This window comes from Geodermatophilus sp. URMC 64, from assembly GCF_053502555.1.
This window is the reverse complement of record NZ_CP199955.1, coordinates 2810838-2831012: the sequence shown is the minus strand read 5'-3', so window position 1 is coordinate 2831012 and position 20175 is coordinate 2810838. Positions and strand designations below refer to the sequence as shown.

The following is a 20175-nucleotide window of genomic DNA, read 5'->3' as shown; positions in this document are numbered from 1 at the left end:
CGGACCCTAGCGGTCGGCCGCGGGCACCGCCGGACCGGCGTCCTCCGGCTGCCCGGCGGTGACGGCGACCGCGGCCCGGACGACGGCGGCGAGGTCCCCGGTCTCGGCGTGCACGCGGCGCTGCAGGTCGGCGCCCGTGCCGCGGCGCAGCAGGGCCGCCACCCCGTCGACGACCCGGTCCTCGTCGCCGCTCTCGGCGAGCGCGGGGCGGACGTGGTCGAGCAGGGCGCCGACCACCTCGGCGGCCGGCGCCGGGCGGCCGGTGCCGGGGTGCACCAGCTCGCCGGAGAGGCCGGAGCGACCGGCCCGCCAGGAGGCGAGCCGCAGCACCTCGCTGCGGACGTCGGGCACCGGCCGGCCGGCCCGCCACTCGGCGGCGGCGGTCTCGACCAGGCCGCGGACCAGCCCCGCGTGGGTGACGGCGTCCTCGGCGCGCAGCGCGACGTCGGCGACCCGCACCTCGACGGTGGGCCAGTTGGCCGACAGGCGGGCGTCGAAGTAGACCATCCCGGTGTCGACGGCGGTGCCGGTGGCGAGGACGTCGTCGATCAGCCGGTGGTAGTCGGCGGCGTCGGCGAAGACGCCGTTGGGGCCGGCCGACGGCCAGCGGCTCCAGGCCTGCGACCGGTAGCTGGCGTAGCCGGTGTCGGCGCCCAGCCAGAACGGTGAGTTGGCCGTGAGCGCGGTGAGGACCGGCAGCCAGACCCGGATCCGGTTGAGGACGGCGACGCCCTCCTCGTCGTCCTCGACCGAGACGTGCACGTGGCAGCCGCAGGTGAGCTGCTCGGCGGCGAGCCCGCCGAAGGTCTCGTGGATCCGCTCGTAGCGCTCCCCCGGGGTCGGCACCGGCTCCACCGCGACGGGCGAGGAGGCGAGGGCGGCCACCCGCGCACCGGCGGCAGCCGCGGCGGCGTCCGCCCGGTCCCGCCACCGGCGCAGCTCCCGGGCCACCTCGTCGAGCGTGCGGCACACCCGGGTGCCGAACTCCACCTGCTGGGCCTTGAGCTCGGGGACGAGGTGGGCGCCCTCCGCGCCGTCGTCGTCCTCGTGGTCGGCCCGGTCGTGCTCCTCGACGGTCTCCCCCTGCCCACGCCGGGCGGCCACCTCGAGCGCCTCCGGTCCGAGCGGCACCGGCCGGCCGCCTGGATCGACGACCAACAGTTCCTCCTCGACACCCACCGTGCGCACCGGACCATGATCACCAGCGATGCCGGTCCGCGCAGGTCGGGGACGACTTCCGCTGCGGCACGGGCACTCCGACCGTTATGCCCAACATTCCTATGTCTTTCCTCGTGGTCGCCTACGGCTCCCACTCCTCCGACTCCCGTAGCCGCGGCCCGGGATCCAGCGATTGCTGCTCCGGGGCCCGCAGGGTCCCGGCACCGGTGTCTACGGCAAGAGGCGACAGCTGAGCCCTGTGATTTTGTTGGGGATAACGGTAGAGTTGGGACATGCGAGGTGAGTGGCAGCAGCCGCTGCCCGACATGCCGGCCCCTCCCCCGGCGCGTGCCTGGCGCCGCATCACCCCGCCCGAGGGGTACGAGCCGCAGTGGCGCCGCCTGGTCGACGCCGCGCTCGAGCTCGGGCTGGGCCCCGACGAGCTCGCCGCCACCGGCCTGGACCCGATCGCGGCGGCCCGGGGCTGGAAGCCGGCCACCCTGGCGCTCTACGGCAAGGTGGCCCGCTACGGCGGGCTGGCGCTGGCGCGGGTCCCGACGCCCGAGCCCGATCCGCCGAGCCTGGACCTGCGGCCGCTCACCCGGATCCGCAGCGAGGACCCCGAGCACCTGCGCACCGTGGCCTGGTGCGCCCTGGCGCTGGGGTGGCCGGCCACCGTGGGCCAGTTCCGGACGCTGCGCCGGGACCAGGTGCGCGCCACCGCCCGCCGGCTGCTCGTGCACACCGACGAGGGCGACTGGGCGGTGCCGGGCGCGCTGACCGCCTGGCACGCCTGGGAGAGCGTGCGCAACCGCTTCCCCGCGCTGGCCGCCAGCCCCTGGGTGCTGCCGGCGCTGCGCCGCGGCCCCGGGTTCGGCTCGCACATCGGCGGGCAGCTGTCCAGCCAGGCGCTGCAGGTCACCTTCGCCAAGCACGCCGTCCGGACCGGGCAGCACCTGCGGGCGACCAGTGCGCCGTCCCGCCGGGCCTGGGCGGAGGAGCTGGCCGCCGCCTACGCGGTGCTGTCCTACGACTCCTACCGCCGGCTCGCGCTGGCCGCCGGGGCGCCGCCGGTCTCGGCGCGCGGCGTCGTGCGGGCCGCCCGCGCGGTCAACCGGCTGCACCGGATGGCCGGCTGAGCGGCGTTCCCCAGGTTCCTGGGGTGGGCACGCGCCACCGTCGGCCGCAGGCTCTCCCCATGACCGAGACCGAACGCAACAAGACCATCGTCCGGGACTTCATCGACGCCCTGTTCACCCGCGGTGACCTCTCCGCGGTGGACACCTACCTCGCCGAGGACTACCTCGACCACGACCCGCCCATGGGTTGCGCACCCGACCGCGAAGGCATGCGGGCCGCCGGCCGGATCACCCGTGCCGGCTGCCCCGACTGGCACAGCGACCTGCACCGGCTCGTCGCGGAGGGCGACATCGTCGTCGAGCACTTCACGGCCGGTGGTACCCACCGGGGCGAGCTGCTGGGCGTGCCGCCGACCGGCCGGACCGTGACCCTGCGGGGCATCAACATCTTCCGGGTCCGTGACGGCGTCATCTGCGAGCGCTGGGGGCGACTGGACGACCTGGGGATGCTCGCCGGCCTCGGCGTCGTGCGGACGCCGGACATGGCGCCGGCCCACGCGTAGCCTTCCGCCGTGGCCCCCCGCTCCGGCGGAGACGCCGTCGAACGGCTCGTCCAGCTCTGCTACTCCGGCCTGGACGTCGAGGCGCTGCGCCGGGAGGCGCTCGCCCGCCTGCGCCGGGTGATGACAGTGGACGCCGCCTTCTTCGGCACCGTCGACCCCGCGACGCTGCTGTTCACCTCGGCCCATCCCGAGGAGGCCCTGGCCGGCGCCGCGGCCGGCTTCCTGGCCAACGAGCTGGGCGGCGCGGACGTCAACCACTTCGCGGCCCTGGCCGCCACGCCGGGGCACGTCCGGTCGCTGGACGCGGCGACGCACGGCGACCGCGGAACCAGCGAGCGGTACCGGGAGGTGATGGCGCCGCTGGCCCTGGGCGACGAGCTGCGTGCGGCGCTGGTCTGCGACGACGTGTGCTGGGGCGTGCTCTGCCTGCACCGCGAGCGGGCCGCGGCCGGGTTCGGCGACCGCGACGTGCGGCTGCTGCGACGGGTGGCTCCCCACCTGGCGCGCGGGCTGCGCCGGGCCATGGTGACCGCGCCGTCGGCTCCGGCGGACGGCACGCCGCCCGGCCCGGGGGTCCTCGTGGTCGGCCGGGACGGCGCCGTGCTGTCGCAGAACCCGGAGGCGGAGGCCTGGCTCGCCGCGTTCGACGGCGGCCGCGGGGAGTTGCCGCCCGCGGTGCGGACCGTGGTCGCCCGGGTCGGCTCCACCCGCGGCGTCGGCTCGCCCGAGGTCGTCGTCCGCACCCGTGACGGCCGGTGGGCGACGGTCACGGCGTCCGTCCTGCAGGGCGCCGACCCGCCCGCGGTCGCCGTCGTCCTGGCTGCCGCGCCACCCCACCGGGTGGAGTCGGTCCTGCTGGCCGCGCACGGCCTCACCCCGGCGCAGCGGCGGGTGACCGAACTGGTGCTGCGGGGCCGCTCCACCCGGCAGATCGTCGACCAGCTGCACCTGTCCGAGTACACGGTCCAGGAGCACCTGCGGGCTGCGTTCGACAAGGTGGGCGTCAACAGCCGGCGGGAGCTGATGACCGCGCTGATCCGCCGCTGACCCGGTCACAGCAGGGCCAGCTGCTCCGGCGGGTCCTCGGGGGCGATCCGCGGCACGCTGCCGGCCGGGAACTCGCCCTGCTCGTCGCCGGGCAGGCCGCGGACCGGCTGCGCGTCCACCCCGCGCGCGGTGCCGCCGCGCTGCCGGTCGAGCCCGTGCCGGGCCAGCAGCGGCGCGACCCGGCGGGCCAGCCGGTCCCGGTACTCCGCCGGCACGTAGGCGCCCCGGCGGTAGAGCTCCTGGTAGCGCGGCAGCAGCTCGGGGTGCGCGCGGGCCAGCCAGGCGAGGAACCACTCCCGTGCCCCGGGTCGCAGGTGCAGGGCGAGCACGGTGACCCCGGTCGCCCCCGCGGCGGCGATCGCGGCCAGGGCGGCGTCCAGCGACTCCTCGTCGTCGGTCAGGCCCGGCAGGACGGGGGCGAGGAAGACCCCGCAGGGCAGCCCCGCGTCGGTCATCGCGCGCACGAGCGCCAGCCGCGCCCGCGGGCTGGGCACGCCGGGCTCCAGGGCGGCGTGCAGGTCGTCGTCCCAGATGGCCATCGAGACGCCCAGGCCGATCGGGACGTCGCGCGATGCGGCGGCCAGCAGCGGGATGTCGCGGCGGGCCAGTGTGCCCTTGGTGAGGATGGAGAACGGCGTGCCCGAGCGGGCCAGCGCGCGGATCACGCCGGGCATCAGCCGGTACCGGCCTTCGGCCCGCTGGTAGGGGTCGGTGTTGGTGCCCAGCGCGACGTGTTCCCGCCGCCACGAGGGCCGGGTCAGCTCGCGCTCCAGCACCTCGACGAGGTTGGTCTTCACGACGATCTGGGTGTCGAAGTCGCGCCCGGAGTCCAGCTCCAGCCACTCGTGCGTCCGCCGGGCGAAGCAGTTGTGGCTGATCACCCCGTTGGCGACGAAGTCGCCGGTCCCCGTCGTGATGTCGTACATCGGCTCGTCGCGACCGAGGTCCTTGACCGAGGTCACCCGCAGCCCCGGCCCGCCGCCGACCACGTCGTCCCCGCCGCCGCGCAGCCGGTCCGCGTCGGTCAGGTCGATCAGGTGCTTCCAGCCGTCCGTCGTCAGGAAGCGGTGATCGGCGCTGGCGACGATCTCCGTCCCGTCCGCCAGGTGGAGCCGGTGGGCCGGCTTGACGGTGGACCAGTGCGCCTCCACCCAGGTGTGCACGTAGCGGCGTTCCCCGTACCGCTCCCGCGTGCCGACGATCGGATCCCCGATCCGCAGGTCGGCGATGGCGCGCTGCCGCCCGTCGGCCATGAGGACCTGCGTGTCGGCCCCGAGGCAGTAGCGGCAGGCATGGGCGCAGCCCCGATAGGGATTGATCGTCCACGGGAACGGCATCGCCGAACCGGCCGGGACGGCGTTGAGCGCGCTGCGGCAGCGGACCTCGTGCAGCGTGAGACCGGGGAACTCCGGCACCTGCACGCTGCGCAGCAGCCCGCGGATCGTCGGCATGCCGGGCAGGGCGCCGTCCTCGACGTCGAGCCGCTGCGCATCCCACCGCACGGTCCGTATCCGAACACACGTTCGATCTGTTGTCCAGCCGGCTCAGGGCGTGAGAGCGACCCGCACCATGACGACGTCGCGCAGGTCCTCCGGGCGCAACGCCTCCGGCTCGGCGGGCAGCCGCATCACGCGCGCGGCCCCGGGCACGCCGGCGACGTAGGCGGCCACGCCCTCGCGGCACTCGTCCGGATCCGTGCCGCCCTCCACCGCGCGGCCGCGGCCGCGCACGTGCTCCCCGCCCAGCCACAGCTCGACATCGGCCGGCGTGCGGAAGTTGCGCCACCACCGCTTGGTGCCGGCGTCGCCGACCCAGATCCAGGCCGTGTCGCCGGCGCGCGCGTACCCGGCCACGAGTTCGCGCACCTGGCCGGTGCGGGCACCGGTGTAGCGGATCACCGCCAAATGCCTGCCGAGGAGCCGGCCGGCCGGCCAGCGCAGCAGCCGGCGCATCGCCGGGTTGGCGACGCGGTTGGTCACGAGATGGCGGACGGGCACGCCCGCAGTTTCCGGCACTGTCGGCCCCGGCGTCGATACTGGCCGCCCCGCGACCCAGGAGGCCCGATGACCGACCCGTTCTCCCCGCTCGCCACCGCGCTCGACGGCACCGGGCAGCTGGTTGCAGCTGTCGCCGACGACCAGTGGGAGCTGCCGACCCCGTGCACCGACTGGACGGTCCGTCTGCTGGTCAACCACATCGTGGGCGGCAACCGGCTCGTGGCCCGGGTGCTGCGCGGCGAGCCGCTGCCGCCGCGGGAGCAGCTCGGCCGCCGCGGCGGCGAGGACCGGCTCGGCCCCGATCCCGCCGCCGCCTACCGGGCCTCCGCCGACGAGCTGCTGGCCGCCTTCCGCGGTCCCGGCGTCCTCGAGCGGACGCACACCGTCCCGGCCGGCACGCTGCCCGGCCCCGCCGTCCTGCACCTGCGGATCGTCGAGACGCTGGTGCACGGCTGGGACCTGGCCCGCGCCACGGGCCGGCCCGCGCCGTTCCCCGACCCCCTCGTCGAGCCCGAGCTGGCGTTCAGCCGGGACCTGCTCGGCCGGCTGCCGGAGGGCCGGCAGCCGTTCGCCGCGTCGCAGGAGGCGCCGGACGACGCCCCGGCGATCGACCGGCTGGCCGCCCTGCTGGGCAGGGATCAGTCGGCCGCCGCCTCGATGTCCATGCGCGCCACGAGCTCCTCGCGGAACGTGTAGACGTGCCGCACGGTCGCCTCGCGCAGCACCGTGCCGTCGAGGTCGCGCACGACCTGGGCGACGTCCACCGCGAGGCGACCGTCGGGCAGCTGCGTCGTCCGCAGCGGCGTGACGGTCGGCGCGATCTGCGCCCACTGCCGCGTCCAGTAGTCGCGGACGGCGGCGCGCCCCACGACGCGGCCGCCCTCCCAGGCGTCGGGCCAGTCGACGTCCGCGGTCAGCGCGGCGAGCACCGCCTCGAGGTCGCGGGCGTTGAACGCGGCGTAGAGCGGGTCGAGGCGGCCCATCAGATCGGCGGGCGGTCCTCGTAGAAGGTGGAGAGCACCACGGTCGTGCGGGTGGTGACGTTGGCCGCCGCGCGGATCTCCTGCAGCAGCGCCTCCAGCGCGTCGGGCGAGGCCACCCGCACCTTGAGGATGTAGCTCTCCACACCGGCCACCGAGTGGCACTCCTCGATCGCCGGCAGGTGGGCCAGCCGGGACGGCGCGTCGTCGGGCTGGGCGACGTCGATCGGCGTGATCGACACGAACGCGGTCAGCGGCAGGCCGAGCGCCTTGGCGTCGAGCGTCGCCCGGTAGCCCTTGATCAGCCCGCGCTGCTCGAGCCGGCGCACCCGCTGGTGCACGGCCGAGACCGACAGGCCGACGCGCTCGGCGAGGTCGGTGTAGCTGGCCCGGCCGTCGCGGGCCAGGGCGGCCAGCAGCGCGCGGTCGACGTCGGTCGACGCGCCGCCCGGCTCAGCCGGCGAGGACGACGAGGTCACGGGGGCCGTCGTTCAGGATCCGGACGCCGTCCGCGGTGCAGACGACGATGTCCTCGATGCGGGCACCGCAGCGGCCCGGCAGGTAGATGCCCGGCTCCACCGAGAACGCCATGCCGGGCACCAGCCCGAGGTCGTTGCCGTCGACGATGTAGGGCGCCTCGTGGGTGTCCAGGCCGATGCCGTGCCCGGTGCGGTGGATGAAGTACTCCCCCCAGCCGGCGTCGCTGATCACCCGGCGGGCGACCGCGTCGATCTCCTCGGCCGGTACCCCCGGCCGGACGGCGGCGGTGGCGGCCGCCTGCGCCTCCCGCAGCACGCCGTACCACTCGGCGACCTCGGCGCCCGGCGCCTGCCCGACGGCGTAGGTGCGGGTGCAGTCCGACCGGTAGCCGGTCGCCGTCTCCCCGCCGATGTCCACGACGACGACGTCGCCGGCCTCCACCACCCGGTCGGACACGTCGTGGTGCGGGCTGGCGCCGTTCGGCCCGGAGCCGACGATGGTGAAGTCGACGCCGACGTGCCCCTCGGCCAGGATCGCCGCCGCGATGTCGGCGCCGACCTCGGCCTCGGTGCGCCCGACCCGCAGCCACTCCCCCATCCGCGCGTGCACCCGGTCGATCGCCGCGCCGGCGGCGGCCAGCTCGTCGATCTCGGCGGCGTTCTTGACCATGCGCAGCCGGTCGACGACCGGCGCGGCCAGCTCGAGCGCCGAGCCGGGCAGGGCCCGCTGGACGCCGAGCGCGTGCTCGGCCCAGGTCCGGTTGCCCACGGCCGCGCGCGCGGCGGGACGCCCGAGCCGCGCGGTCACCTCCCCGGCCAGGAGGGCGAACGCGTCGTCGGTCTCGTCCCAGGCCAGCAGGTCCAGGCCGAGCGCGCCGGCGGGGCTGGCGCCCACCATCGGCGCCTCGAGCCGCGGCACCACCAGGAACGGCTCGCCGCGGGCCGGCACGGCCAGCGCGGTCAGCCGCTCCATCGCGTGCGCGGAGTACCCGCACAGGTAGCGCAGGTCGGAGCCCGGGGTGACGACGATCAGGTCCAGGCCGAGCTCGCCGGCGATCTCCCGTGCGGAGTGCAGCCGGTCGATGCTCACCAGCCCGGGCGGAACGGCAAACGATCCCACGCTGGGCAGCCAACCACACCGACGGGCCGATCTCCGCAGCCGTTATCGGGCCGCTACCGTCCGCGGGCGTGACCACCATGCTGCTGGACGCGGCCAGCCTCTACTTCCGGGCGTTCTACGGCGTCCCCACCAGCGTCACCGCGCCGGACGGGCGGCCGGTCAACGCCGTCCGCGGCTTCCTCGACATGACCGCCCGGCTGGTGACCACGCACCGGCCGAGCCGGCTGGTGGCCTGCTGGGACGACGACTGGCGGCCGCAGTTCCGGGTGGACGCGCTGCCGTCGTACAAGGCGCACCGGGTGGCGCCCGCGGGCGGCGAGGAGGTGCCGGACGAGCTCTCGCCGCAGGTGCCGGTGCTGGTCGACGTGCTCGCCGCGGCGGGGATCGCACGGGTCGGCGCGCCGGGCTTCGAGGCCGACGACGTCATCGGCACGCTGGCCACCCGCGCCCGCGGCCCGGTCGACGTGGTGACCGGCGACCGCGACCTGTTCCAGCTGGTCGACGACGAGCGCGGCGTCCGCGTCCTCTACACCGCGCGGGGGATCACCGACATCGAGGCGGTCGACGAGGCGGCGGTGCGCGCCAAGTACGGGATCCCCGGGCGGGCCTACGCCGACTTCGCGGTGCTGCGCGGCGACCCCAGCGACGGCCTGCCCGGCGTCGCCGGCGTGGGCGCGAAGACGGCGGCCGCGCTGATCACCGCGTTCGGCGACCTGGCCGGCATCCGGGCGGCGGTGGCGAGCGCCGTCGTCCCCCGGCCGCCGCTGACCGCCGCCGTCCTGAAGAAGCTGCACGCGGCGTCGGACTACCTCGACGCCGCCCCCGTCGTGGTGGCGGTGGAGCGGCACATCGACCTGCCGCCGGTCGAGGGCGAGCTGCCGCGGACGCCGGCGGATCCGCAGGCCCTGGCCGCGCTGGCGCAGCAGCACAACCTGGACTCGCCGCTGCGCCGGCTCGGGGCGGCGCTGGGCTGGCCGGCGGACGCGCTGGACTGAGGCGCCCGGCGGCCGCCGGTCAGGCCTCCGACCAGGTGTAGGCCGGCGGATCGGCGTCCGCGTCGGTGATCGAGATCGTCAGCGTGACGTCCTCGCCGTCGGCGGTGGTGCCGCTGCACTGGTAGGTCGAGCCGTTGCTGACCTCCATGTCGTCGGGGCAGGACAGCTCGATCGCCACGCCCTCGCGCTGCTCGAACTGGGCGGCCACCTGGCTGGCGGTGTCGGCCGGGTCCAGCACCTTCGAGCTGAGGACGAGGGTGAGGACCACCGCGCCGGCGATGACGACGAGCGCGGCCAGGACCAGGCCGACGATCAGGCCCGTCCTCGACTTCTTGGGCCGGCCGTAGGGCTGGCCGTACGGCGGTTGCCCGTAGGGAGCCTGGCCGTACGGGGGCTGCCCGTAGGGAGCCTGGCCGTACGGGGGCTGCCCGTAGGGAGCCTGGCCGTGGGGAGCCTGGCCCGGTTGCCCGTAGCCCGGTGCGCCGTACTGCTGACCGGGCTGGCCGTACTGCTGACCGGGCTGACCGGTGGGGTAGCCGCCCTGCCCGTACCCTCCCTGCCCAGGCTGGCCGTACTGCGGACCGGGCTGGCCGTACGGGCCGCCGGGCTGTCCCTGCTGGCTGCCACCCTGCGGTGGGTAGGTCATCGTCGGCTCCTGATCGCACTGTCTGGGACCTGCCGGCGCGCAGGCGTGGGGATTGTGCCCTACGCGAGCGGCCGGAACGGCGATGCGCGGCGCAGATCAGCCGCCCACCGCGACGGCGACCACCCCGCGGCGCACCCGGCCGACCGCCGCGCGAGCCGTGGCCGCCACGGGCTCCTCGGCGACCTTGGCCAGCTGGTCGAGCAGGTCGACGAGCTGGCGGGCCCAGCGGACGAAGTCCCCGCCGGAGAGCTCGGTGCCCGCCTGCTCGGCGCCGGCCAGCACCCGGTCGAGGCTCTGCCCGTCGGCCCAGCGGTAGGCCGCCCAGGCGAAGCCGAGGTCGAGGTCGCGGGTGAGCGGGACGCCGTGGTCGGCCTCGACCTCCTCCAGCCGCAGCCGGATCCGGCGCATCTCGGCGATCGCCGTCGCCACCTTCCCCGCCGGCACGGCCGGCTGGCCGGGGGTGTCCCGTCGGGCCTCGAACACGACCGTCGAGACGGCGGCGGCCAGCTCCGCGGCGTTCAGGCCGCGCCAGACGCCCGCGCGCAGGCACTCGGCCACCAGCAGGTCCGCCTCGGACCACACGCGCGCCAGCCGCCGGCCCTCCGCGGTCACCACCGGGACGTCGTCCACCGCCGGCACGACCTCGGTGTCGGCCTTCACCAGGGGCGCCACCTCGGGCACGAGGTAGCCGAGCTCCTCGAGGACGTCGCAGGTGCGGTCGAACTGCCGGGTCAGCGAGCCGGTGCGCTCGGCCATCCGGTGCTGCAGGGCGTCGGCCTCCTTGACCGCGCGGAACCAGCGCTCGGCGATCCGCACCCGCTCCTCGCGGTCGGGCAGCGCGTGCACGGGGTGGGCGCGCAGGGCCGCCCGCAGGTCGGAGAGCACCGGGTCGTCGGCGGCCGCGGAGCGCGCCTTCACCCGGCGGGCGCCGAGCTCGTGCTCGACGCGGGCGTTGCGCAGCGTGGAGGCCAGGTCGCGGCGGGCGTGCGGGCTGCGGTGGTTGAAGTTCTTCGGCACCTTGACCCGGGCCAGCGCGCTCACCGGCGTCGGGAAGTCAACCGGGGACAGCCGGCCGGCCCACTTGTCCTCGGTGAGCACCAGCGGCCGGGGCTCGGCGAGGTCGGTCACCCCCGGGTCCAGGACGACGGCCAGGCCCTGGCGGCGGCCCGACGGCACCCGGATCACGTCGCCGGGGCGGAGCGCGGCCAGCGCGTCGGCGGCCTCCATCCGCCGCTTGGCCTGCGAGTCGCGGGACAGCGCCTTCTCGCGGTCGGCGATCTCCCGGCGGATCTGGGCGTAGCCGGCGACGTCGCCGGCCTCGCAGCGCATCTCCTCGGCCCACCGCTCGGCGTCCTTCTCGTGCCGCGCGGCCGCCCGCGCCAGGCCGACGACCGACCGGTCGGCCTGGAACTGGGCGAACGAGGCGCCGAGCAGCTCGCGGGCGCGGGCCCGGCCGAACGAGCCGACCAGGTTGACCGCCATGTTGTAGCTGGGCCGGAACGACGAGCGCAGCGGATAGGTGCGGGTGCTGGCCAGCCCCGCGACGACCGCGGGGTCGACGCCCGGCGCCCAGACGACGACCGCGTGCCCCTCGACGTCGATGCCGCGCCGCCCCGCGCGGCCGGTGAGCTGGGTGTACTCCCCCGGCGTCACGTCCACGTGCGCCTCGCCGTTCCACTTGACCAGCCGCTCGAGGACGACGGTGCGCGCCGGCATGTTGATGCCCAGCGCGAGGGTCTCGGTGGCGAACACGGCCTTGACCAGGCCGCGGACGAAGCACTCCTCGACGGTCTCCTTGAACGCCGGCACCAGGCCGGCGTGGTGCGCGGCCAGCCCGGCGAGCAGCCCCTCGCGCCACTCCCAGAAGCCGAGGACGTGCAGGTCCTCCTCCGGCAGCGAGCCGGTGCGCTCGTCGATGATCCGCGCGATCTCGGCACGCTCGGCCTCGTCGGTCAGCCGCAGGCCCGAGCGCAGGCACTGGTTGACCGCCTGGTCGCAGCCGTTGCGGGAGAAGACGAAGGTGATCGCGGGCAGCAGGCCGGCGCGGTCGAGCCGCTCGATGACGACCGAGCGCTCCGGCGGCCGGAAGCGGGGACGGTGGTTGAACTCCCGGTCGCGGCCTCTCCCATTGCCATGGCCGTTGCCGCCGCCCCAGGTGTCCAGCCGGCGCTCGTGCTCGCGGACGAAGCGGACCAGCTCCGGGTCGACCACGGAGGCGCCGCGCTCGCGGGTGGACTGCGCGCGGGGCTCGAGGCCCTGCTCGCCGGCGTGCGCGGCCGGGCGCAGGCTGAACAGGTCGAACACCCGGTTGCCGACCAGCATGTGCTGCCACAGCGGGACCGGGCGGACCTCGCTGACCACCACCTTCGTGTGGCCGCGGACGGTGACCAGCCAGTCGGCGAACTCCTCGGCGTTGCTCACCGTCGCTGACAGCGAGACCAGGGTGACCGACTGCGGGAGGTGGATGATCACCTCCTCCCAGACCGCGCCGCGGAACCGGTCGGCGAGGTAGTGCACCTCGTCCATGACCACGTAGCCCAGGCCGTCGATCGCCGGGGAGTCGGCGTAGAGCATGTTGCGCAGCACCTCGGTGGTCATCACGACCACGGGGGCGTCGCCGTTGATGGCGTTGTCGCCGGTCAGCAGGCCGACCTTCTTCTCGCCGTAGCGGTCCACCAGGTCGTTGAACTTCTGGTTGGACAGCGCCTTGATCGGCGTCGTGTAGAACGCCTTGCGGCCCTCGGCCAGGGCCTTGTGGACGGCGAACTCGCCGACGACCGTCTTACCGGCGCCGGTGGGCGCGCAGACGAGGACGCCCGAGCCCTCGTCCAGGGCCTCGCACGCCTCCACCTGGAAGGGGTCCAGCGAGAAGCCGAGCTCGGCGGTGAAGTCGGCGAGCGTGGGATGGGCGGTGCGCCGCCGTGCGGCCGCGTACCGCTCCGCAGGGCTGGACATGCCTCCACGTTAGGCGCACCTGCGCCGGATCGACCCGGCGGTCGGACCACGGCGGCGCAGCCATGATCACCCCGAGCTGATCGGGGCGGTCACGCCGGGCGGGCGGTCGTGCGGCCGGCGCCGACGACGCGGACCGCGCCGGGCACGCACTCGGCGACCACCGGCAGCGGCGCCACCGGCTCGCCGTCGGCGTAGGTGGTGACCCCCGGGCAGGACAGCTCGACGCGGGCCGCCCGGTGCACGGTGACCGTGGGGTGCTCGACGTGCGTGCCGGCCGACAGCCGCGGCCGCGACCGCACGAGCTCGCGGCGGCTCATCGGGCCCACGACGGTGACGTCGAAGCGGCCGTCGGCGGGGTCGGCGTCCGGGCACACCCGCATCCCGCCGCCGTACCAGGGCGTGTTCCCGACGGCGATCAGCGTCACCGGCAGCGTGGCGCGCTCGCCGTCGAGGACCATCGTGACCTCGCGCGGCCGTAGCCGGGCCAGTTCGGCGAGGATCGCCACGTCGTAGCGCCGCCGGCCGCGGGGCCAGCGCAGCCGGTTGGCGCGGTCGGTGACCGCCGAGTCGAAACCGCAGCACAGCACCGTGGCCCACCAGCGGTCGCCGGTGCGGCCGGCGTCGATCGTCGTCGCCGTCCCCTCGGCCAGGTCGGCAGCCGCGGCGTGCGCCGCCGCGACGGGGTCCACCGGCACGCCGAGGGCGAGGGCGAGGTCGTTGCCGGTGCCGGCCGGGACCACCGCCAGCGGGGTCGCCGTGCCCGCCACCCCCTGCAGCGCGGCGTGCGCGGTGCCGTCCCCGCCGACGGAGACGACGGCCGCGGCCCCGGCGGCCACCGCCGCGGCGGTCTGCCGCTCGGCCTCGGGCCGGCTGGTGGCCGGCAGCACCTTCGGCACCAACCCGCCGGTGCGCAGCGCGCCGAGCACCGACGAGGTGACGGCACGGGCCCGGCCCCGGCCCGCGGCGGGGCCGACGACGACGGCGACGTCCACGGACGGTGGGGGGCAGCTCAGCCGCGGGAGGGCGTGGTCGTCCCGCCCTGAGCCAGGTCGTCGTGCTCGACCCGCAGGTCGTCCTCCATCGGCGACGGCGTCGCGTCCAGCGGGGAGGCCTCGTCGTCGGCGAGGTCGTGGAAGTGCTCGGTGGCGGCCCGGCGGGCACGCCGCTTGTCGACGACGCGGGCGATCTGGATGGCGACCTCGAAGAGCACGATCATCGGACCGGCCATCAGCAGCATCGTGAACGGGTCCTGCGTCGGGGTGATGAACGCGGCGAACACGATCGTGAGGAAGAAGATCCACCGCCGGCTCTTGCGCAGCACCTCGTAGGACAGCGCCCCCACCAGGTTGAGCGCGACCGCGATCAGCGGCAGCTCGAAGCTGACGCCGAAGGCGACCAGGAGCGAGAGGACGAAGCCGATGTAGTCCTGCGCGGTGAGGGCCACGACCACGCCGTCGCCGGCCAGGCTCAGCAGCAGCCGCAGGCCCGCCGACAGCGAGATGTAGGACAGGAAGGCGCCGAGGGCGAACAGCGTCGTGGACGCCGCGACGAAGGTGATCCCGTACTTCTTCTCGTTGCGCTTGAGGCCCGGGGTGATGAACGCCCAGAGCTGGTAGAGCCAGAACGGCGCCGAGAGCACCGCCCCGGCCAGGAAGCTCACCTTGAGCCGGATGAACACGCCACCGAAGACGTCGGTGATCAGCAGTCCGCAGCCGCCGCCCGAGTCGCCGTAGCGCAGGTCCTCCGGCAGGTTGCAGTACGGCGCGCGGATGAAGTCACCCAGCCCGTGGGAGTACCACCAGAAGGCGATGGCGGTCCCGATCAGCAGGGCCACCAGGGCCTTCGCGATCCGGTTGCGCAGCTCGCGCAGATGGGCGATGAGCGTCATCGTCGCCGCGGCGTCGCGCGGCGGGCGACGCCGTCGACGGCGCGGCCGGGCTTCCTCGCTCACGGTCGGTCCGTCCCCCCGGACAGCGGTCAGACGCGGCGTGCCTGGTCGGCGCGGTTGCGCAGTTCGGCCGCGCGCGCCTCGGCGGCACGGGCCTCGGCCTCGGCGGCCTCGGCGGAGAGCTGGGCCGAGAGGTCACCGGATGCGGGCACCGCGGGCGGCACGACCTCGCCGCGGACCGGAGTGGTGGTCGCGGCGTCCTTGCTGCGCACGTCGTCGTCCTTCATGCCCTTCATCTCGCCCTTGAAGATCCGCAGGGAGCGGCCGAGGGAGCGGGAGGCATCGGGCAGCTTCTTGTAACCGAAGAGCAGCAGGATCGCCAGGACGATCAGTCCGATCTCCACTGGGCCGAGATTCATCGGGTTCCTCCGTGTGGTGGGGCGGCTTGCCGAAATGCTACGCCGGGGCGACCTGGGAAATGGCCCCCCGAGCGGGGGGGAACGCCATCCCCGATCAGGGCGTGCGGTCGGCCTCCCCCGCCCGGGCCGCCGCCTGCCGCAGCCGCTCGAGCACAGGGCGCACGTCCCGGTCCAGGGCCGTGGCCTCCCGGCCGAGCCGCCGCAGCGCGCCCAGCGTCAGGTACGCCAGTGAACCCAGGACGACGACGGCGAGAACGCCGACGGCGATCCACACGACGAGCAGCAGCACGAGGCCGACCCTAGCCAGCCGGGCCGGCCACCGCCCGGGCGTCGTCGGTGTAGCGCGCCAGCGCCGCCCGCGCGTCGGCGACCACCTGCCGGGCGAGCTCGGCCGGCTCGTCGACGACCGCGGCGCCGCCGAGCGAGGCGACCAGCCGCCGGGCCCAGGCGAGGTCGGCGGTGCGCACGGTGACCGCGAGCCCGCCGGGCGGGTCGTCGACCGGGCGCACGTCCTCGACCGGGTAGTAGTCGGCGACCCAGCGGGCGGTGCGGGCCAGCCGCAGCCGGACCGCCGGCGTGCCGGCCGCCGGCTGGTAGACCCCGCCCTCGACGTCGCGCTCGTGCGCCTGCGGCGGCGGCGCGGCCGGCTCGTCGAGGACGCGGACGTCGTCCACCCGGTCCAGCCGGAACAGCCGCACCCCCTCGGCCCGGCGGCACCACGCCTCCAGGTACCACTTGCCGTCGACCAGCAGCAGCCGCATCGGGTCGACCGTCCGCTCGGTGCGCTCGTCGCGGGTGGGCACGTAGTAGTGCAGGTGCAGCGCGCGCTTGCGCTCCAGCCCCTCCCGGACGACGGCGAGCGCCTGCTCGCGCGCGTCGACGCTGACCGCGACCGGGGTGACCCGCTCCCCGGCGTGACCGGCGGCGCTGGAGACCTTGGCCAGCGCCCGGCTCACCGCGTCCCGCTCGGCCAGGCCGGGCAGCTCGAGCAGTGTGCGCAGCGCGACGACCAGCGCCACCGCCTCGTCGGTGGTCAGCCGCAGCGGGCGGACCATGCCGGCGGTGAAGGTGACCCGCACGCGGTCGCCCTCGAAGGCGAGGTCGATGAGGTCGCCGGGGCCGTAGCCGGGCAGCCCGCACATCCACAGCAGGTCCAGGTCGCGGCGCAGCTGCTTCTCCGGCACGCCGAAGTCACGGGCGGCCTCGGCCAGCCGCACGCCCTCGGGCCGCGCCCGCAGGTACGGCACCAGGGTGAGCAGCCGGGTCATCCGGTCGGCGGTGGACGGCGTGCTCATCGAGGCTGCTCCAGGCCTGCGAGGCGGGTCAGCCGCTCGACCACCGCCCGGCGCACCTCGGCCGGCGCCTCGACGACGACGTCCGCGCCGTAGGAGGCCAGTTCGTCGGCCAGCCGGAAGAGGTCGCTGGTGCGCAGCTCCAGCCGGTCGTCCCCGTCGTCGGCCGGGCCGAGGGAGGTGGCGTGCCGGCGCAGGCCGATCGCCGTCCCCGGCCGGGCGCGGACGACGACCAGGTGCTCCTCTCCCCCGTCCTGGCCGGCGACGATCTCGGCCAGGTCGAGGTCGGCGGGCGGCTCGAACGCCTCGGCCGGGCCGACCGGCTTCGGGGTGCCGACCACCCGCGAGAGCCGGAAGACCCGCGGCGCCTGCCGGTCGAGGTCGAAGCCGACCAGGTACCAGCGGCCGTGCCAGGCCACCACGCCCCACGGGTGCACGCGCCGGTGCGCGGGGGCGTCCTCGTCGGGACGGCGGTAGTCGAACTCCAGCAGCCGCCGGTCGCGGGCGGCGGCGTAGCACGGCTCGAACGCGGGCTCGCCGGCGTCCAGCCGCGGCTGCAGCGGGATCGACCGGCCGGTGTCGACGTCGATGCCGGCGGCCTTGAGCTTCACCTGGGCGCTGTGCGCGGCGCCGGCCAGCTGCGCGGACTCCCACAGCCGCAGCGCCAGCCCGACGGCGGCGGCCTCCTCGCCGGTCAGCGTGATCTCGGGCAGCTCGTAGTCGGCGCGCGCGATGCGGTAGCCGTCCTCGGTGTCGAAGACGCTGGTGCGGCCGGTCTCCAGCGGCACGCCCATCTCGCGCAGCTCGGCCTTGTCCCGCTCGAACATCCGCTTGAACGCCTCGTCGGCGCGGTCGCTGCCGTCGTCGGGCTCGTAGCCGGGCACCGTGGCGCGGATCCGCGCCGCGGTCACGTACTGCCGGGTGCCGAGCAGGGCGATGACCAGGTTCACCAGTCGCTCCGCCCGCTTCGCCGCCACGCGCCCAGGCTAGTCAGACGCGGCGCCCGGCGAGCGCCCTGGCTAGCCTGCCTGGGTGAGCAGTCAGGGGGGAACGCGCATCCGGTGGCGGCGGGGCCGCGTGACGGCGGCCGGCCGGTCGTGGCGGGATGCGCTGGAGCTGACCGTCGAGGTGCCCGGGGACGGCGAGCTGAAGGCGTTGGCCCACCCCTCCCTGGTCGGCACGCCCGAGGTCGGCGACGACGTCCTGCTCAACACCACGGCCTGGGCGCAGCGGCTGGGCACCGGCGGCTACGCGCTGGTCGTCGCCGTCCCCGACCGGCTGCCGCCGGACCCGACCGGCCCCGGCCACCTGGTCAAGGCCCGCTACACGCCGCTGCAGGTGACCGTGCAGGGCGTCGACGAGCAGGAGACCGAGCACCACGAGACGATCGCCGCGGCCGAGGACCTCGGCGGCATGCCGGTCGTCGTCGCCGACCTGCACTCGGCGCTGCCGGCGGTGCTGATCGGGGTGCTCGCCACCGACCCCGACCTCAAGGTCGCCTACGTGATGACCGACGGCGGGGCGCTGGTCGCCGGCTTCTCCCGGACCCTCTCGGCCCTGGCGCCGTCCCTGGTCGGCGTGGTGACGGTCGGGCAGGCCTTCGGCGGCGACGTGGAGGCGGTCACCCTGCACACCGGGCTGCTGGCGGCCCGGCACGTGCTGGGCGCGGACGTCGCGATCGTGACCCAGGGCCCGGGCAACCTCGGCACCGGGACGCCGTGGGGCTTCTCCGGCATCGCGGCCGGCGAGGCGTGCAACGCGGTCAGCGTGCTCGGCGGCGAGCCGGTCGGGGCGCTGCGGATCTCGGAGGCCGACCCGCGCCCGCGCCACCGCGGGGTCTCCCACCACTCGCTGACCGCCTTCGGGCGGGTGGCCCTGGCCGGGGTGACGCTGGTGGCGCCGCGGGGGCTGTCGTCGGAGCTGGGCGGGCAGATCGGCGAGGACCTGGCCGGGCAGCCCGAGCGCAACGAGGTCGTGTGGGTCGACACCGACGGGCTGGACGACGCGCTGAAGCTGTCCCCCGTGCCGCTGTCGACCATGGGGCGGGGCCTCGAGGAGGAGCGCGCCTACTTCCTGGCCGCCGCGGCCGCCGGCCGCTACGCCGCCCTGCGGGTCCCCGTCCCCGAACCCGACGACGCGTCCTGACCGGGGCTTTCGATGCAGAAGGCCCCGGTCGTCACATGCTGGCGATGAGCTTGTCGACGCGCTCGTCGACGGCCTTGAAGGGGTCCTTGCACAGGACGGTGCGCTGGGCCTGGTCGTTGAGCTTGAGGTGCACCCAGTCGACGGTGAAGTCGCGGCGCTTCTCCTGGGCGCGGCGGATGAACTCGCCGCGCAGCCGCGCCCGCGTGGTCTGCGGCGGCACGTTCTTGGCCTCGAACACCCGCGGCTCGTGGGCCACGCGGTCGACCTGGCCGTTGCGCTCGAGCAGGTAGTACAGCCCGCGGGTGCGGCTGATGTCGTGGTAGGCGAGGTCCATCTGAGCGATGCGCGGGTGCGACAGCGGCAGGTCCCGCTTGGCCCGGTAGCGCTCGATGAGGCTGAACTTGGTGGCCCAGTCGATCTCGCGGTCGATGAGGCTCAGGTCCTCGGTGTCGACGGCCTTGAGCACCCGGCCCCACAGCTCGAGCATCTGCCGGTGCACCGGGCCGAAGCCCTCGCGGTCGGCGAAGTCCACGGCCCGGTTGTGGTACTCGGTCTGGATCTCCAGCGCCGACATCTCCCGGCCGTTGGCCAGGCGGACCTTGCGGCGGCCGGTCATGTCGTGGCTGATCTCGCGGATCGCCCGGATCGGGTTCTCCAGCGTCATGTCCTTGACCGGGACGCCGGCCTCGATCATCCGCAGCACGAGGTCGGTCATGGTGACCTTGAGCAGCGTCGTCGTCTCGTTCATGTTCGAGTCGCCGACGATGACGTGCAGCCGCCGGTAGCGCTCGGCGTCGGCGTGCGGCTCGTCGCGGGTGTTGATGATCGGCCGGGACCGGGTGGTGGCGGACGAGACGCCCTCCCAGATGTGCTCGGCGCGCTGGCTGACGCAGTAGATGGCCCCGCGCGGGGTCTGCAGCACCTTGCCGGCGCCGACGATGATCTGCCGGCTGACCAGGAACGGGATCAGGACGTCGGCCAGCCGGCTGAACTCGCCGTGCCGGCCGACCAGGTAGTTCTCGTGGCAGCCGTAGCTGTTGCCGGCGGAGTCGGTGTTGTTCTTGAACAGGTAGATGTCACCGATCACGCCCTCCTCGGACAGGCGCTGCTCGGCGTCGACCAGCAGGCCCTCGAGGATCCGCTCCCCCGCCTTGTCGTGGACGACCAGCTCGACCAGGTCGTCGCACTCGGCGGTGGCGTACTCCGGATGGCTGCCGACGTCGAGGTAGAGCCGCGAGCCGTTGCGCAGGAACACGTTGGAGCTGCGCCCCCACGAGACCACCCGGCGGAACAGGTAGCGCGCGACCTCGTCCGGGGAGAGCCGGCGCTGGCCGCGGAAGGTACACGTGACGCCGTACTCGGTCTCGATGCCGAAGATCCGTCGGTCCACGGTCCGAGACTAGGCGCCGGGG

Annotated in this window: 21 protein-coding genes; 6 read left to right on the top strand and 15 right to left on the bottom strand. The window is 75.3% G+C overall.

Translation table 11 applies throughout. From position 1 onward, the window contains the following. Positions 1-6 precede the first annotated feature (6 nt). The gene (locus ACWIYF_RS13855; protein WP_448628754.1) at positions 7-1179 is read right to left on the bottom strand and encodes a carboxylate-amine ligase; all 1173 of its coding nucleotides are present in this window, start codon (positions 1177-1179) and stop codon (positions 7-9) included. A 272-nt stretch (positions 1180-1451) separates the two neighbouring features. Here ACWIYF_RS13855 and ACWIYF_RS13850 point away from each other — a divergent pair, with 272 nt between their 5' ends. Genes ACWIYF_RS13850 through ACWIYF_RS13840 form a run of 3 tightly spaced genes read left to right on the top strand, consistent with a single transcriptional unit; the run spans position 1452 to position 3847 of the window. After that, positions 1452-2297, top strand: a complete 846-nt coding sequence (locus ACWIYF_RS13850; protein WP_448628717.1) for a hypothetical protein — start codon at positions 1452-1454, stop codon at positions 2295-2297. 59 nt (positions 2298-2356) lie between these two features. Then, a complete protein-coding gene (locus ACWIYF_RS13845; protein ID WP_448628716.1) occupies positions 2357-2800 on the top strand; it encodes an ester cyclase in 444 nt (147 codons plus the stop codon). A gap of 9 nt (positions 2801-2809) precedes the next feature. Continuing rightward, on the top strand, positions 2810-3847 hold the full coding sequence (locus ACWIYF_RS13840; RefSeq protein WP_448628715.1) for a LuxR C-terminal-related transcriptional regulator: 1038 nt from the start codon (positions 2810-2812) through the stop codon (positions 3845-3847). A 5-nt stretch (positions 3848-3852) separates the two neighbouring features. Here ACWIYF_RS13840 and ACWIYF_RS13835 read toward each other — a convergent pair whose 3' ends face one another. Further along, positions 3853-5349 carry an Rv2578c family radical SAM protein gene (locus ACWIYF_RS13835; protein ID WP_448628714.1) on the bottom strand — a complete coding sequence of 499 codons (1497 nt, stop codon included), beginning with the start codon at positions 5347-5349 and terminating at the stop codon, positions 3853-3855. A 42-nt stretch (positions 5350-5391) separates the two neighbouring features. Further along, entirely contained in the window at positions 5392-5844 is a 453-nt protein-coding gene (locus ACWIYF_RS13830) for a nitroreductase/quinone reductase family protein (RefSeq protein WP_448628713.1), read from the bottom strand. Positions 5845-5910: 66 nt separating this feature from the next. On the opposite strand from ACWIYF_RS13830, the gene ACWIYF_RS13825 reads away from it, so the two are divergent. Next, on the top strand, positions 5911-6540 hold the full coding sequence (locus ACWIYF_RS13825; RefSeq protein WP_448628712.1) for a TIGR03086 family metal-binding protein: 630 nt from the start codon (positions 5911-5913) through the stop codon (positions 6538-6540). Here the strand turns inward: ACWIYF_RS13825 and ACWIYF_RS13820 are convergent. Genes ACWIYF_RS13820 through ACWIYF_RS13810 form a run of 3 tightly spaced genes read right to left on the bottom strand, consistent with a single transcriptional unit; the run spans position 6483 to position 8423 of the window. Continuing rightward, positions 6483-6827, bottom strand: a complete 345-nt coding sequence (locus tag ACWIYF_RS13820; protein ID WP_448628711.1) for a nuclear transport factor 2 family protein — start codon at positions 6825-6827, stop codon at positions 6483-6485. The genes ACWIYF_RS13825 and ACWIYF_RS13820 overlap by 58 nt on opposite strands. Further along, entirely contained in the window at positions 6827-7303 is a 477-nt protein-coding gene (locus tag ACWIYF_RS13815; protein ID WP_448628710.1) for an Lrp/AsnC family transcriptional regulator, read from the bottom strand. The genes ACWIYF_RS13820 and ACWIYF_RS13815 overlap by 1 nt, the downstream gene beginning before the upstream one ends. After that, positions 7278-8423: a M24 family metallopeptidase gene (locus tag ACWIYF_RS13810; RefSeq protein ID WP_448628709.1), complete on the bottom strand. Its 1146-nt coding sequence runs from the start codon at positions 8421-8423 to the stop codon at positions 7278-7280. The genes ACWIYF_RS13815 and ACWIYF_RS13810 overlap by 26 nt, the downstream gene beginning before the upstream one ends. 77 nt (positions 8424-8500) lie before the next feature. On the opposite strand from ACWIYF_RS13810, the gene ACWIYF_RS13805 reads away from it, so the two are divergent. Then, positions 8501-9418, top strand: a complete 918-nt coding sequence (locus tag ACWIYF_RS13805) for a 5'-3' exonuclease (protein ID WP_448628753.1) — start codon at positions 8501-8503, stop codon at positions 9416-9418. Positions 9419-9437: 19 nt separating this feature from the next. Here the strand turns inward: ACWIYF_RS13805 and ACWIYF_RS13800 are convergent, their stop codons facing one another. The 8 genes from ACWIYF_RS13800 to ACWIYF_RS13765 all read right to left on the bottom strand — a co-directional run bounded on the left by ACWIYF_RS13800 (position 9438) and on the right by ACWIYF_RS13765 (position 17595). Beyond that, complete coding sequence (locus tag ACWIYF_RS13800; RefSeq protein ID WP_448628708.1) at positions 9438-10064, bottom strand: DUF4333 domain-containing protein; 627 nt, start codon at positions 10062-10064, stop codon at positions 9438-9440. Between the two features lie 96 nt (positions 10065-10160). Beyond that, positions 10161-13019, bottom strand: a complete 2859-nt coding sequence (locus tag ACWIYF_RS13795; protein WP_448628707.1) for a DEAD/DEAH box helicase — start codon at positions 13017-13019, stop codon at positions 10161-10163. Between the two features lie 89 nt (positions 13020-13108). Further along, complete coding sequence (locus tag ACWIYF_RS13790) at positions 13109-14011, bottom strand: diacylglycerol/lipid kinase family protein (RefSeq protein ID WP_448628706.1); 903 nt, start codon at positions 14009-14011, stop codon at positions 13109-13111. A 17-nt stretch (positions 14012-14028) separates the two neighbouring features. Then, a complete protein-coding gene (tatC, locus tag ACWIYF_RS13785) occupies positions 14029-14970 on the bottom strand; it encodes a twin-arginine translocase subunit TatC (RefSeq protein WP_448628705.1) in 942 nt (313 codons plus the stop codon). Between the two features lie 26 nt (positions 14971-14996). Continuing rightward, positions 14997-15326: a Sec-independent protein translocase subunit TatA gene (gene tatA, locus ACWIYF_RS13780; RefSeq protein ID WP_448628704.1), complete on the bottom strand. Its 330-nt coding sequence runs from the start codon at positions 15324-15326 to the stop codon at positions 14997-14999. A gap of 94 nt (positions 15327-15420) precedes the next feature. Next, positions 15421-15615, bottom strand: a complete 195-nt coding sequence (locus tag ACWIYF_RS13775; RefSeq protein ID WP_448628703.1) for a hypothetical protein — start codon at positions 15613-15615, stop codon at positions 15421-15423. A gap of 10 nt (positions 15616-15625) precedes the next feature. Continuing rightward, entirely contained in the window at positions 15626-16621 is a 996-nt protein-coding gene (locus tag ACWIYF_RS13770; RefSeq protein ID WP_448628702.1) for a helix-turn-helix transcriptional regulator, read from the bottom strand. Beyond that, positions 16618-17595, bottom strand: coding sequence for a helix-turn-helix transcriptional regulator (locus tag ACWIYF_RS13765; RefSeq protein WP_448628701.1), 978 nt, complete (start codon positions 17593-17595; stop codon positions 16618-16620). Before ACWIYF_RS13765 ends, ACWIYF_RS13770 begins: the two co-directional genes overlap by 4 nt. 55 nt (positions 17596-17650) lie before the next feature. Between ACWIYF_RS13765 and ACWIYF_RS13760 the strand changes: the two genes are divergently transcribed. Next, positions 17651-18763, top strand: coding sequence for a DUF3866 family protein (locus ACWIYF_RS13760; RefSeq protein WP_448628700.1), 1113 nt, complete (start codon positions 17651-17653; stop codon positions 18761-18763). Between the two features lie 31 nt (positions 18764-18794). On the opposite strand, the gene pafA is transcribed toward ACWIYF_RS13760, so the two are convergent. Next, a complete protein-coding gene (gene pafA, locus ACWIYF_RS13755) occupies positions 18795-20153 on the bottom strand; it encodes a Pup--protein ligase (protein ID WP_448628699.1) in 1359 nt (452 codons plus the stop codon). Between the last annotated feature and the right edge of the window lie 22 nt (positions 20154-20175).

Excerpts from the sequence above, each read along its gene's own strand:
- ACWIYF_RS13795 (WP_448628707.1), bottom strand. The coding sequence starts at position 13,019 with ATGTCCAGCCCTGCGGAGCGGTACGCGGCCGCACGGCGGCGCACCGCC.
- ACWIYF_RS13850 (WP_448628717.1), top strand. The coding sequence starts at position 1,452 with ATGCGAGGTGAGTGGCAGCAGCCGCTGCCCGACATGCCGGCCCCTCCC.
- ACWIYF_RS13800 (WP_448628708.1), bottom strand. The coding sequence starts at position 10,064 with ATGACCTACCCACCGCAGGGTGGCAGCCAGCAGGGACAGCCCGGCGGC.
- tatA (WP_448628704.1), bottom strand. The coding sequence starts at position 15,326 with ATGAATCTCGGCCCAGTGGAGATCGGACTGATCGTCCTGGCGATCCTG.
- ACWIYF_RS13820 (WP_448628711.1), bottom strand. The coding sequence starts at position 6,827 with ATGGGCCGCCTCGACCCGCTCTACGCCGCGTTCAACGCCCGCGACCTC.
- ACWIYF_RS13845 (WP_448628716.1), top strand. The coding sequence starts at position 2,357 with ATGACCGAGACCGAACGCAACAAGACCATCGTCCGGGACTTCATCGAC.
- ACWIYF_RS13770 (WP_448628702.1), bottom strand. The coding sequence starts at position 16,621 with ATGAGCACGCCGTCCACCGCCGACCGGATGACCCGGCTGCTCACCCTG.
- ACWIYF_RS13825 (WP_448628712.1), top strand. The coding sequence starts at position 5,911 with ATGACCGACCCGTTCTCCCCGCTCGCCACCGCGCTCGACGGCACCGGG.
- ACWIYF_RS13805 (WP_448628753.1), top strand. The coding sequence starts at position 8,501 with ATGCTGCTGGACGCGGCCAGCCTCTACTTCCGGGCGTTCTACGGCGTC.